Here is a 12,611-nt window from a genome sequence, read left to right as displayed (position 1 = left end):
TAAAACGCTCTAGTCCGCCCTCCCCGTCGACAATACTTAACGTGGCGAGCGTGATCATTCATCAAACCAATAGTTGGAAAGTGACCGACAGTTCACTTTCGACCTTTGACAGCCGTCATTCTTGTCTATATTTTTTCGTTTCCGAATACTGTAGGAATACACCTGCAGCGTTCCAGCAGTAAGCCGTGTCTTGGATGGGGATCCTCGTCACGGTGAAAATCGCGCAACCGCCCGTTGAGGCAGTGCGCCAGACAAGAACAACAATCGAGGTTTTCCATGACAACTGCTCTTCAACAGCCTTCACTTTCGAGCCAATGCATGGCCGAGTTCCTGGGGACTGCGCTTCTGATCTTCTTCGGTACAGGCTGCGTTGCTGCGCTCAAGGTCGCGGGTGCCAGCTTCGGGTTGTGGGAAATCAGCATCATCTGGGGGATCGGCGTCAGCATGGCGATCTACCTGAGCGCCGGTATTTCCGGGGCTCACCTCAATCCGGCGGTCAGTATCGCCCTGTGTATTTTTGCCGACTTCGACAAGCGCAAACTGCCGTTCTACATCCTGGCCCAAATCGCCGGTGCCTTCTGCTCGGCGGCGCTGGTGTACACGCTCTATAGCAATCTCTTTTTCGATTACGAACAAACCCACCATCTGGTACGCGGCACCCAGGCCAGCCTGGAATTGGCCTCGGTGTTCTCCACCTACCCCCATGCACTGCTGAGCACGGCGCAGGCCTTCCTGGTGGAAATGGTCATTACCGCGATCCTGATGGGCGTGATCATGGCCCTCACCGATGACAACAACGGCCTGCCGCGCGGCCCGCTGGCGCCACTGTTGATCGGCCTGCTGATTGCGGTCATCGGCAGTGCCATGGGCCCGCTGACCGGCTTTGCGATGAACCCGGCGCGGGATTTCGGGCCCAAGCTGATGACCTTTTTCGCTGGCTGGGGTGAAATGGCCTTTACTGGCGGCCGCGATATTCCTTACTTCCTCGTCCCGATTTTCGCGCCGATTGTCGGCGCATGCCTCGGTGCTGCGGCCTATCGCGGGCTGATTGCTCGCCACTTGCCGAGCGCCGCACCTGCTATAGCGGAAACAACTGACACGGCTGTCAACGGCAAGACTCGTATTTCCTGAAAGCGCCAGCCTGGTCCCCTGCCCTTCGCGGCCCCGGCTGATTTCTGACTTCCTTATTTCGTCCAAGGCAATTGACATGACCGACATCGAGAATAAGAACTACATCATTGCCCTTGATCAGGGCACCACCAGTTCCCGGGCGATCATCTTCGATCGCGACGCCAACGTGGTCTGCACCGCCCAACGTGAATTCACCCAGCACTACCCGCAAGCCGGCTGGGTCGAACATGACCCGATGGAAATCTTCGCCACCCAGAGCGCAGTGATGGTCGAGGCCCTGGCACAAGCCGGCCTGCACCATGACCAGGTCGCCGCCATCGGCATCACCAACCAGCGTGAAACCACCGTGGTCTGGGACAAGATCACCGGCCGCCCGATCTACAACGCCATCGTCTGGCAGTGCCGCCGCAGCACCGAGATCTGCCAGCAGCTCAAGCGCGACGGCCACGAGCAATACATTAACGACACCACCGGCCTGGTCACCGACCCGTACTTCTCCGGCACCAAGCTCAAGTGGATCCTCGACAACGTCGAAGGCAGCCGCGAGCGCGCGCGCAACGGCGAGCTGCTGTTCGGCACCATCGACAGCTGGCTGATCTGGAAATTTACCGGCGGCAAAACCCACGTCACCGACTACACCAACGCCTCGCGCACCATGCTCTTCAACATCCACACCCTGGAGTGGGATGCGAAGATGCTGGAGATCCTCGACGTTCCGCGGGAAATGCTGCCGGAAGTGAAGTCTTCCTCCGAGATCTACGGCCGCACCAAAAGCGGCATCGCCATCGGCGGTATCGCCGGTGACCAGCAAGCGGCACTGTTCGGCCAGATGTGCGTGGAGGCCGGCCAGGCCAAGAACACCTACGGCACCGGCTGCTTCCTGCTGATGAACACCGGTGATAAAGCAGTGAAATCCAAGCACGGCATGCTCACCACCATCGCCTGTGGCCCCCGTGGCGAAGTGGCCTATGCGCTGGAAGGCGCAGTGTTCAACGGTGGCTCCACCGTGCAATGGCTGCGTGACGAGCTGAAAATCATCGCCGATGCCACCGACACCGAATACTTCGCCGGCAAGGTCAAGGACAGCAATGGCGTGTACCTGGTCCCGGCCTTCACCGGCCTGGGCGCCCCGTACTGGGACCCGTATGCCCGTGGCGCACTGTTTGGCCTGACCCGCGGCGTACGCGTGGATCACATTATTCGTGCCGCCCTGGAGTCGATTGCCTACCAGACCCGCGACGTACTCGACGCCATGCAACAGGACTCGGGCGAACGCCTCAAGGCCCTGCGTGTGGACGGCGGTGCGGTGGCCAACAACTTCCTGATGCAATTCCAGGCCGATATCCTCGGCACCCAGGTCGAACGTCCGCAAATGCGTGAAACCACGGCACTCGGCGCCGCCTACCTGGCCGGTCTGGCCTGCGGCTTCTGGGGTAGCCTGGACGAGCTGCGCGGCAAGGCCGTGATCGAGCGCGAATTCGAACCGCAACTGGAAGAAGCCGCCAAGGAAAAACTCTACGCCGGCTGGCAAAAAGCGGTGAGCCGCACCCGTGACTGGGAGCCCCACGAAGGCGCCGAATAAGCCAAGCGCCAGCCCTATATCGGGTTGAAACTGGCAGGGAGCAGATTCCTGCGTCATCATGGGCCACTTTTGTATGGCAGCCCAAAGGACGCCCCATGAATCTGCCTCCCCGCCAGCAGCAAATCCTCGAACTGGTCCGCGAACGCGGCTACGTCAGTATCGAGGAAATGGCGCAGCTATTCGTTGTCACCCCGCAAACCATCCGCCGCGACATCAACCAGCTGGCGGACGCCAATCTGCTGCGCCGCTACCACGGCGGCGCGGCCTATGACTCCAGCGTCGAGAACACCGCGTATGCCATGCGCGCCGACCAGATGCGCGATGAGAAACAACGCATCGGCGAAGCCATCGCGGCACAAATTCCCGATCACGCCTCGCTGTTCATCAATATCGGCACCACCACGGAATCCATTGCCCGTGCGCTGCTCAACCACAACCACCTGAAAATCATCACCAACAACCTCAACGTCGCCACCATGCTCAGCGCCAAGGACGACTTCGATGTGTTGCTGACCGGCGGTAATGTGCGCCGTGACGGCGGCGTGGTGGGCCAGGCCAGTGTCGACTTCATCAACCAGTTCAAGGTCGACTTCGCGCTGGTGGGTATCAGCGGCATCGACGAGGACGGCAGCCTGCTGGACTTCGACTACCAGGAAGTGCGGGTTTCCCAGGCGATCATCGCCAATGCGCGCCAGGTGATCCTGGCGGCGGACTCGAGCAAATTCGGGCGCAACGCCATGATTCGCCTGGGACCGATCAGCCTGGTGGACTGCCTGGTGACGGATCAGGAGCCGGTGCCGGCCCTGGTGCAGTTGTTGAACCAGCACAAGGTTCGCCTGGAAGTCGTATAGCGCCTGCACTGACGCCATCGGGGCGACGATCCGACTTGCCCCCGATGGCGATCTGTCTGACAGGCCATTTCTTAAGCCTGCCGCGGTTTCATGTTCACAAATTTTCCTTTTCCCGCCCTTCGATGAGTTTTTTCAATCGAAGTCGACTGGCTGTGCCCACGTTTATCAGCTACCATTTTCGCAAATGAACATTAATGTTCGAATTCCAATACGAAAAAGCTCCCGAGGCCAGTCGATGAACCCTTCTACCTTGCCTGCTCCACCGCTTGCCGAAGTCTATGACGTTGCCGTAATCGGTGGCGGAATCAACGGCGTCGGCATTGCAGCAGACGCAGCCGGTCGCGGTTTGTCGGTATTCCTTTGCGAAAAGGACGACCTGGCCAGCCACACCTCCTCCGCCAGCAGCAAGCTGATCCACGGCGGCCTGCGCTACCTCGAACATTACGAATTCCGCCTGGTACGCGAAGCCCTGGCTGAACGTGAAGTGCTGCTGGCCAAGGCCCCGCACATCGTCAAGCAGATGCGCTTCGTCCTGCCACACCGCCCCCACCTGCGCCCGGCGTGGATGATCCGTGCCGGCCTGTTCCTCTATGACCACCTGGGCAAGCGCGAGAAACTCGCCGGTTCCAAGAGCCTCAAGTTCGGCCCTGACAGCCCGCTGAAAAGCGAAATCACCAAAGGCTTCGAATACTCCGACTGCTGGGTCGACGACGCCCGCCTGGTCGTCCTCAACGCCATGGCCGCCCGTGAAAAGGGTGCGCATATCCATACCCAGACCCGCTGCATCAGTGCCCATCGCAGCAATGGCATGTGGGACATGAACATGGAACGCGCCGATGGCAGCCTGTTCTCGATCCGTGCCCGCGCCCTGGTGAACGCCGCCGGCCCGTGGGTCGCCAAGTTCATCAAGGACGACCTGAAGCTGGACTCGCCCTACGGTATCCGCCTGATCCAGGGCAGCCACCTGATCGTGCCGAAACTGTACGAAGGCGCCCACGCGCACATCTTGCAGAACGAAGACCAGCGCATCGTCTTCACCATTCCGTACCTGAACCACCTGACCATCATCGGCACCACCGACCGCGAATACACCGGCGACCCGGCGAAAGTGGCGATCACCGAAGGTGAAACCGACTACATGCTCAAGGTGGTCAACGCGCACTTCAAGAAACAGCTGAGCCGCGACGACATCGTCCACACCTACTCAGGTGTGCGTCCATTGTGTAACGACGAGTCGGACAACCCGTCGGCCATCACCCGTGACTACACCCTGTCGCTGTCCGGTGGTACGGGCGAGGCGCCGATCCTGTCGGTGTTCGGCGGCAAGCTGACCACCTACCGCAAGCTCGCCGAATCGGCGATGGCGCAACTGGCCCCGTACTTCACGCAGATGCGTCCCAGCTGGACCGCCACCGCCAGCCTGCCCGGCGGCGAGGACATGACCACGCCAGAAGCCCTGGCCGAGGCCATTGGCAGCAAATTCGACTGGTTGCCGAACGAGATCGCGCGCCGCTGGTCCACCACCTATGGCAGCCGCACCTGGCGCCTGCTCGAAGGCGTGCAGTCGCTGGCTGACCTGGGTGAACATTTGGGGGGCGGCCTGTACACCCGCGAGGTCGACTACCTGTGTGCCGAGGAATGGGTAACCCAGCCCCAGGACGTGCTGTGGCGCCGGACCAAACTCGGCCTGTTCACCACCCCACAGGAACAGGATAACGTGCAACGCTACCTGTCCAAGGTTGAGCAGACCCGCAGCAAGATCGAAGCGGCCTGACAGGCCCATCGCACAAAAGCCCCTGCGCCGTAAGGCCCAGGGGCTTTTTTGTAGCGCCAGGCATTCGGTTTTCCGAACGCCACAGGCAAGCCTATTCGGTTTACCGGATCAAACGGTTACATATTTGTCGTCATACAAAATTAATCCTCATATAAATCAACTTGTTAAGCTTTTATTTTCGGTCTGGCACGACTCATGCTCTACACTCCCAGACGATTGCCTGGGACGCTTCAGGAGCCGTCACGGGCATTCGCTGTACAAGAGAGCCGTCTAGCCGGCTTCATAAAAAAAACAAATGTCGAGGAAGTATTGATGCGCATCGTTCCCCATATCCTGGGCGCAGCTATCGCTGCTGCTCTGATCAGCACTCCAGTTTTTGCCGCCGAACTCACCGGCACACTGAAGAAAATCAACGACTCCGGCACCATCACCCTCGGGCACCGCGACAGCTCCATTCCGTTTTCCTACATTGCGGATGGTTCGGGCAAACCTGTGGGCTACTCCCACGACATTCAGCTGGCCATCGTCGAAGCCCTGAAAAAAGACCTGAACAAACCCGATCTGCAGGCCAAGTACAACCTGGTCACCTCGCAGACCCGTATTCCGCTGGTTCAGAACGGCACCGTCGACATCGAGTGCGGTTCCACCACCAACAACGCCGAACGCGCCCAGCAAGTCGCCTTCACCACCAACATCTTCGAAATCGGCACTCGCCTGCTGGTCAAGAAAGACAAGGAAGGCAAGCCTAGCTACGCCGACTTCGCCGACCTGAAAGGCAAGAACGTCGTGACCACCGCCGGCACCACGTCCGAGCGCATCATCAAGGCGATGAACGCTGACAAGCAGATGGGCATGAACGTCATCTCCGCCAAAGACCATGGCGAGTCCTTCCAGATGCTGGAAAGCGGCCGTGCCGTAGCCTTCATGATGGACGACGCCCTGCTGGCCGGTGAAGAAGCCAAGGCCAAGAAGCCGGATGACTGGGTCATCACCGGTACTCCACAGTCCTTCGAAGCCTACGCGTGCATGGTTCGCAAAGAAGACCCTGCCTTCAAGAAAGCGGTGGATGACGCCATTGTTGGCCTGTACAAGTCCGGCGAAATCAACAAGATCTACGCCAAGTGGTTCGAAAGCCCGATCCCACCAAAAAACCTGAACCTTAACTTCCCAATGAGCGACAAGGTTAAGGAACTGATCAAGAACCCGACCGACAAGCCGGCGCCTGAAGTAAAAATCTGATTCCTGACTAACCTTATCGTCTGAGGGAGCCTACCCTCCCTCAGGCGTCTGTTACTACCTGCTGGCTATACTTTGGAACACTCGACCGGGCGGTTTTCGAGCCGATCGCGTGTGCCTGGCGTTCATCGCCGGGCGGGAATGGACTTTCCCCAAGCGGGTGCTTGTACATCGATCGATCTCGAGGGGAGACCCTAATGAATTACAACTGGGACTGGGGCGTGTTCTTCAAGTCCACCGGCGTGGGCAGCGAGACTTATCTCGACTGGTACATCGCCGGCCTGGGCTGGACCATCGCCATCGCTGTCGTGGCATGGATTATCGCCTTGCTGCTGGGCTCCATTCTGGGGGTCATGCGCACCGTGCCAAACCGCCTCGTATCAGGCATCGCGACCTGCTACGTGGAGCTGTTTCGTAACGTGCCGCTGCTGGTGCAGCTGTTCATCTGGTACTTCCTGATACCCGACCTGCTGCCGCAGAACCTGCAGGACTGGTACAAGCAGGACCTCAACCCGACCACCTCGGCCTACCTGAGCGTTGTCGTGTGCCTGGGCCTGTTCACCGCTGCCCGTGTGTGCGAGCAAGTGCGTACCGGTATCCAGGCGCTGCCACGGGGCCAAGAGGCCGCTGCACGTGCCATGGGCTTCAAGTTGCCGCAGATCTACTGGAACGTGCTGCTGCCCCAGGCCTACCGGATCATCATTCCGCCGCTTACCTCGGAATTCCTCAACGTCTTCAAGAACTCCTCCGTGGCGTCCTTGATCGGCCTGATGGAACTGCTGGCGCAAACCAAACAGACCGCCGAGTTCTCGGCCAACCTGTTTGAAGCCTTCACCCTGGCCACCCTGATCTACTTCACCCTGAACATGAGCCTGATGCTGCTGATGCGCGTGGTCGAGAAGAAAGTCGCCGTGCCCGGCCTGATCTCCGTGGGGGGTAAATAATGGAACTCGATTTCAGCGGCATCATCCCCGCCATCCCGGGCCTGTGGAACGGCATGGTCATGACCTTGAAGCTGATGGTCATGGGCGTGATCGGCGGTATCGCGCTGGGTACGATCCTCGCACTGATGCGCCTTTCGTCCAGCAAACTGCTGTCCCGGGTGGCCGGCGCCTATGTGAACTACTTCCGCTCGATCCCGCTGCTGCTGGTGATCACCTGGTTCTACCTGGCGGTGCCGTTCGTGCTGCGCTGGATCACCGGCGAAGACACCCCGATCGGCGCGTTCACCTCCTGCGTCGTGGCATTCATGATGTTCGAGGCGGCGTACTTCTGCGAGATCGTGCGGGCCGGCGTGCAGTCGATCCCCAAGGGCCAGATGGCGGCGGCACAGGCAATGGGCATGACCTATGGCCAGACCATGCGCCTGATCATCCTGCCCCAGGCGTTCCGCAAGATGACCCCGTTGCTGCTGCAACAGTCGATCATCCTGTTCCAGGACACCTCGCTGGTCTACACCGTGGGCCTGGTGGACTTCCTCAACTCCGCCCGTTCCAACGGCGACATCATCGGGCGCTCCAATGAGTTCCTGATCTTCGCCGGTGTCGTCTACTTCATCATCAGCTTTTCCGCCTCGCTGCTGGTCAAGCGTCTGCAAAAAAGGTTTGCCGTATGATCTCGATCAAGAACATCAACAAGTGGTATGGCGACTTCCAGGTGCTGACCGATTGCAGCACCGAGGTTAAAAAAGGCGAAGTGATCGTGGTGTGCGGGCCATCGGGCTCGGGCAAGTCCACCCTGATCAAGTGCGTCAACGCGCTGGAACCGTTCCAGAAAGGCGACATAATCGTCGACGGCACCTCCATCGCCGACCCGAAGACCAACCTGCCGAAACTGCGTTCGCGCGTGGGCATGGTGTTCCAGCACTTCGAGCTGTTCCCGCACCTGACCATCACCGAAAACCTGACCATCGCACAGATCAAGGTGCTCGGCCGCAGCAAGGAAGAAGCCACCAAGAAAGGCCTGCAACTGCTTGAGCGCGTCGGCCTGTCGGCGCACGCCCACAAGCACCCGGGCCAGCTTTCCGGTGGCCAGCAGCAACGTGTGGCGATCGCCCGCGCCCTGGCCATGGACCCGATCGTCATGCTGTTCGACGAACCGACCTCGGCCCTCGACCCGGAAATGGTCAACGAAGTACTGGACGTGATGGTGCAACTGGCCCAGGAAGGCATGACCATGATGTGCGTCACCCACGAAATGGGCTTTGCCCGCAAAGTGGCCGACCGCGTGATCTTCATGGACGCCGGCAAGATCATCGAAGACTGCCCGAAGGAAGAGTTCTTCGGCGACATCAGCGCCCGCTCCGAGCGCGCGCAGCACTTCCTTGAGAAAATCCTGCAGCACTAAGTACCACCCAGCTGTGGTGAAGGGGCGCCCCCCTTCGCCACAACTGGTTGACCCAAGGCATCTGTGATGAAATGCGACCCCAACCTCTATCGCGCCGCACCGCCATCACTTGCCGTGAAACCTCGTCTGATTCGCCAACTGTTCCTGCCGCCGTTGATCATCGCCCTGATGATCGGCCTGGGTTATATCGGCTTCTGGATCAGTGAGTACTACGGCATCCGCACCCTCAGCGACAACGGCGAACGCCAGCTGGAGCTGCATGCCCGCACCGTCGAAAGTGAAATCAGCAAATACACCTACCTGCCCAGCCTGCTGGAGCTGGAGTCGAGCGTCTCCAAGCTGCTGGCCGAGCCGAACCAGGAAACCCGCAAAACGGTCAACGACTACCTCGAAGGCCTGAACCGACGCAGTCGCAGTCGGGCCATCTACGTGATGGACACCACCGGCCGCGTGCTGGCCACCAGTAACTGGCGCGATGCCGACAGTTACCAGGGTGAAGACCTGTCCTTTCGCGCCTATTTCCAGAATGCCGTGCGCGGCCAGCCCGGGCGTTTCTACGGCATCGGCAGCACCAACGGCGAACCCGGCTACTACCTGGCCCATGGCCTGGAAGAACACGGCAAGATCATCGGCGTAGCGGTGGTTAAAGTGCGCCTCGAAGCCCTGGAAGAGCGCTGGCAACGCGCGCGCCTCGAAGCCTTTGTGAGCGACGAGAACGGCATCATCATTCTCTCCAGCGACCCGGCTCGACGCCTCAAGGCGGTGCGACCGCTGAGCGACGAGACCAAGGATCGCCTGGCCCACAGCCTGCAATATTACTGGGCCACGCTCAACGAACTGGAACCCCTGGCCCGTGAGCGCTTGAATGAACGCAGCGAGAAGCTGACCTTCCCGGCCAACACTGAAGTGGTCAACGACGAGCACGAAGTCAGCTACCTGGCGCAAACCCGTCCACTCAACGACACACCGTGGAATTTCACCCTGCTCACCCCGCTCAACGACCTGCGCCGCGCGGCGATCAACCAGGGCATCCTGGTGGCAGTCGCGTTTGGCCTCGTCGCGTTTTTGCTGATTGCCTGGAACGAGCGGCGCAAAGTTATCGCCACCCGCCTCGCTGCGCGGGAAGCCTTGCAGGAAGCCAACAGCCAGCTGGAACGGCGGATCGCCGAACGCACCGCCGACCTGCGCGCCAGCAACGAGCGGCTCAAGGGCCAGATCCGCGAACGGCGCCAGGCCGAGGAAACCCTGCGCCGCGCCCAGGATGAACTGGTACAGGCCGGCAAGCTGGCGGCCATCGGCCAGATGTCCACCAGCATCGCCCATGAACTGAACCAGCCGTTGGCCGCGCTGCGCACCTTGTCCGGCAACACCGTGCGCTTCCTCGAACGCGGCGCGCTGGACACCGCCAGCGCCAACCTCAAGACCATCAACGAGCTGATCGACCGCATGGGCCGTATCACCGCCAGCCTGCGCTCCTTTGCCCGACGCGGTGATGACCAGGGCGAAGCCAGCCTGGCCAAGGCCGTGGACGCCGCGTTCCAGGTCCTCGGCCCACGCCTGGACAGCCTGCCGCTGAGCCTGCACTGCAACTTTGCCCCGGCCCAATTGCAGATCGACCAGACCCGCCTGGAACAGATCCTGGTCAACCTGATCGGCAACGCCCTCGACGCCATGCAGGCACAACCGGCTCCCGAGTTGTGGCTGGAAGGCGGCGTCGCCGAGGGCAAATACCGCCTGCTGGTGCGCGACAACGGCCACGGCATCGACGCCGAGGCGCGCAAGCATCTGTTCGAACCCTTCTTCACCACCAAACCCGGCGAGCAAGGCCTGGGCCTGGGCCTGACCCTCTCCGCCAGCCTCGCGGCGGCCACCGGCGGCACCCTGGCCGTGGAGCACCCGGCCGGCGGTGGCACTGCCTTTGTCCTGAGCCTGCCGCTGGTGGGCGCTCAACAAGCTGAGTCGACATGAATATTGATCCTCAAGACCTCACCGTGCTGATCGTTGAAGACGACCCCCATGTGCTGCTCGGCTGCCAACAGGCCCTGGCGCTGGAAGATATCCCCAGCGTGGGCGTGGGCAGTGCCGAAGAAGCGTTGAAACGCATCGGCGAGAACTTCGCCGGCATTGTGATCAGCGACATTCGCCTGCCGGGCATCGACGGCCTGGAACTGCTCACCCGTCTCAAGGCCCTGGATAAAAGCCTGCCGGTGGTGCTGATCACCGGGCATGGCGACATCTCCATGGCCGTCGGCGCCATGCGCAATGGCGCCTACGACTTCATGGAGAAACCCTTCTCCCCCGAGCGCCTGGTCGACGTCGCACGCCGCGCCCTGGAACAACGCGGGCTGGCGCGGGAAGTCTGGTCGCTGCGCCGCCAGTTGGCTGAGCGGGATTCGTTGGAAGGCCGCATCATCGGTCGCTCGCCGGCCATGCAGAACCTGCGCGAGCTGATCGCCAACGTCGCGGACACCTCGGCTAACGTGCTGATCGAAGGCGAGACCGGTACCGGCAAGGAGCTGGTCGCGCGTTGCCTGCATGATTTCAGCCGCCGGCACGCCCACCAGTTCGTCGCCCTCAACTGCGGCGGCCTGCCGGAGAACCTGTTCGAAAGCGAGATTTTCGGCCACGAAGCCAATGCCTTTACCGGCGCCGGCAAGCGGCGTATCGGCAAGATCGAACACGCCCATGAAGGCACGCTGTTCCTCGATGAAGTGGAAAGCATGCCGATCAACCTGCAGATCAAATTGCTGCGAGTGCTGCAGGAGCGCACCCTGGAACGCCTGGGCTCGAACCAGAGCGTGGCCGTGGATTGCCGGGTGATCGCCGCCACCAAGTCCGACCTCGACGAACTGAGTCGCGCCAGCCAGTTCCGCAGCGACCTGTACTACCGCCTCAACGTGGTGACCCTGGAACTGCCGCCCCTGCGCGAGCGCCGCGAAGACATCCTGCAGCTGTTCGAACACTTCCTGCAGCAGTCATCCCTGCGTTTTGACCGCACCGCGCCGGAACTGGACAACCAGACCCTCTCCAGCCTGATGAGCCACGACTGGCCCGGTAACGTACGCGAACTGCGCAACGTCGCCGAACGCTTCGCCCTCGGCCTGCCCGCCTTCAAGAAAAGCGGTGCCAGCAGCGGCAGCCAAGGCCTGGCGTTCACCGAAGCGGTGGAAGCCTTTGAACGCAACCTGCTCAGCGATGCCCTGCAACGCAGCGGCGGCAACCTGACCCAGGCCAGCCAGGAACTGGGCATGGCCAAGACCACGTTGTTCGACAAGGTCAAGAAATACGGGTTGAGCCACTGATGGATCTTTTTTTGAAAGCCGCCCTGGGCGCGGCGGTGGTGCTGATCCTGGCGGCGCTGGCCAAGACCAGGAACTACTACATCGCCGGGCTGGTGCCGCTGTTTCCGACCTTTGCGTTGATCGCCCATTACATCGTCGGCAAGGGCCGCTCGCTGGACGATTTGAAGACCACCATCCTGTTCGGGATGTGGTCGATCATTCCCTACTTTGTGTATTTGGGGACGTTGTATGTGATGGTGGACCGCATGCGGCTGGAGGCCTCTTTAGCCGTCGCGGCGGTAGCGTGGCTGATGGCCGCGACGATCCTGGTGAGTATCTGGGTACGCATCCATACCTGACCCGACTCGGTCAAACAATGTGGGAGGGGGCTTGCCCCCGATAGCGGTGTG

Annotated in this window: 11 protein-coding genes; all 11 read left to right on the top strand. The window is 60.9% G+C overall.

The genetic code is table 11. The features are described 5' to 3' along the window. Nucleotides 1–276 precede the first annotated feature (276 nt). The 11 genes from BB029_RS07170 to BB029_RS07120 all read left to right on the top strand — a co-directional run bounded on the left by BB029_RS07170 (nucleotide 277) and on the right by BB029_RS07120 (nucleotide 12,560). Complete coding sequence (locus tag BB029_RS07170) at nucleotides 277–1,131, top strand: MIP/aquaporin family protein (RefSeq protein ID WP_027604596.1); 855 nt, start codon at nucleotides 277–279, stop codon at nucleotides 1,129–1,131. A 76-nt stretch (nucleotides 1,132–1,207) separates the two neighbouring features. Next, on the top strand, nucleotides 1,208–2,713 hold the full coding sequence (gene glpK, locus BB029_RS07165) for a glycerol kinase GlpK (RefSeq protein WP_027604597.1): 1,506 nt from the start codon (nucleotides 1,208–1,210) through the stop codon (nucleotides 2,711–2,713). Between the two features lie 95 nt (nucleotides 2,714–2,808). Further along, complete coding sequence (locus BB029_RS07160) at nucleotides 2,809–3,564, top strand: DeoR/GlpR family transcriptional regulator (RefSeq protein WP_027604598.1); 756 nt, start codon at nucleotides 2,809–2,811, stop codon at nucleotides 3,562–3,564. A gap of 235 nt (nucleotides 3,565–3,799) precedes the next feature. Next, nucleotides 3,800–5,338 carry a glycerol-3-phosphate dehydrogenase gene (gene glpD / locus BB029_RS07155; protein WP_065938693.1) on the top strand — a complete coding sequence of 513 codons (1,539 nt, stop codon included), beginning with the start codon at nucleotides 3,800–3,802 and terminating at the stop codon, nucleotides 5,336–5,338. A gap of 312 nt (nucleotides 5,339–5,650) precedes the next feature. After that, the gene (locus BB029_RS07150) at nucleotides 5,651–6,577 is read left to right on the top strand and encodes a glutamate/aspartate ABC transporter substrate-binding protein (protein ID WP_027604600.1); all 927 of its coding nucleotides are present in this window, start codon (nucleotides 5,651–5,653) and stop codon (nucleotides 6,575–6,577) included. Nucleotides 6,578–6,771: 194 nt separating this feature from the next. Further along, nucleotides 6,772–7,518 (top strand): amino acid ABC transporter permease, encoded by a 747-nt coding sequence (locus BB029_RS07145; protein ID WP_024073702.1) that lies wholly within the window; start codon nucleotides 6,772–6,774, stop codon nucleotides 7,516–7,518. Further along, entirely contained in the window at nucleotides 7,518–8,189 is a 672-nt protein-coding gene (locus tag BB029_RS07140; protein WP_027604601.1) for an amino acid ABC transporter permease, read from the top strand. The genes BB029_RS07145 and BB029_RS07140 overlap by 1 nt, the downstream gene beginning before the upstream one ends. Continuing rightward, a complete protein-coding gene (locus BB029_RS07135; RefSeq protein ID WP_027604602.1) occupies nucleotides 8,186–8,920 on the top strand; it encodes an amino acid ABC transporter ATP-binding protein in 735 nt (244 codons plus the stop codon). The genes BB029_RS07140 and BB029_RS07135 overlap by 4 nt, the downstream gene beginning before the upstream one ends. Nucleotides 8,921–8,986: 66 nt before the next feature. Continuing rightward, entirely contained in the window at nucleotides 8,987–10,888 is a 1,902-nt protein-coding gene (locus tag BB029_RS07130) for a sensor histidine kinase (protein WP_065938692.1), read from the top strand. Next, a complete protein-coding gene (locus BB029_RS07125) occupies nucleotides 10,885–12,222 on the top strand; it encodes a sigma-54 dependent transcriptional regulator (RefSeq protein WP_065926532.1) in 1,338 nt (445 codons plus the stop codon). Before BB029_RS07130 ends, BB029_RS07125 begins: the two co-directional genes overlap by 4 nt. After that, on the top strand, nucleotides 12,222–12,560 hold the full coding sequence (locus BB029_RS07120) for a GlpM family protein (protein ID WP_065938691.1): 339 nt from the start codon (nucleotides 12,222–12,224) through the stop codon (nucleotides 12,558–12,560). The genes BB029_RS07125 and BB029_RS07120 overlap by 1 nt, the downstream gene beginning before the upstream one ends. The last annotated feature ends 51 nt before the right edge of the window (nucleotides 12,561–12,611 follow it).

The organism is Pseudomonas sp. S3E12 (assembly GCF_001702295.1).
GTDB lineage: Bacteria > Pseudomonadota > Gammaproteobacteria > Pseudomonadales > Pseudomonadaceae > Aquipseudomonas > Aquipseudomonas marginalis.
Note: the sequence above shows the minus strand (reverse complement) of the source record. Positions and strands in the feature narration are given on the sequence as shown.

What these genes read in the sequence shown, in the direction of transcription:
- BB029_RS07170 (WP_027604596.1), top strand. Translation starts at nt 277, where the DNA reads ATGACAACTGCTCTTCAACAGCCTTCACTTTCGAGCCAATGCATGGCC.
- glpK (WP_027604597.1), top strand. Translation starts at nt 1,208, where the DNA reads ATGACCGACATCGAGAATAAGAACTACATCATTGCCCTTGATCAGGGC.
- BB029_RS07160 (WP_027604598.1), top strand. Translation starts at nt 2,809, where the DNA reads ATGAATCTGCCTCCCCGCCAGCAGCAAATCCTCGAACTGGTCCGCGAA.
- glpD (WP_065938693.1), top strand. Translation starts at nt 3,800, where the DNA reads ATGAACCCTTCTACCTTGCCTGCTCCACCGCTTGCCGAAGTCTATGAC.
- BB029_RS07150 (WP_027604600.1), top strand. Translation starts at nt 5,651, where the DNA reads ATGCGCATCGTTCCCCATATCCTGGGCGCAGCTATCGCTGCTGCTCTG.
- BB029_RS07145 (WP_024073702.1), top strand. Translation starts at nt 6,772, where the DNA reads ATGAATTACAACTGGGACTGGGGCGTGTTCTTCAAGTCCACCGGCGTG.
- BB029_RS07140 (WP_027604601.1), top strand. Translation starts at nt 7,518, where the DNA reads ATGGAACTCGATTTCAGCGGCATCATCCCCGCCATCCCGGGCCTGTGG.
- BB029_RS07135 (WP_027604602.1), top strand. Translation starts at nt 8,186, where the DNA reads ATGATCTCGATCAAGAACATCAACAAGTGGTATGGCGACTTCCAGGTG.
- BB029_RS07130 (WP_065938692.1), top strand. Translation starts at nt 8,987, where the DNA reads ATGAAATGCGACCCCAACCTCTATCGCGCCGCACCGCCATCACTTGCC.
- BB029_RS07125 (WP_065926532.1), top strand. Translation starts at nt 10,885, where the DNA reads ATGAATATTGATCCTCAAGACCTCACCGTGCTGATCGTTGAAGACGAC.
- BB029_RS07120 (WP_065938691.1), top strand. Translation starts at nt 12,222, where the DNA reads ATGGATCTTTTTTTGAAAGCCGCCCTGGGCGCGGCGGTGGTGCTGATC.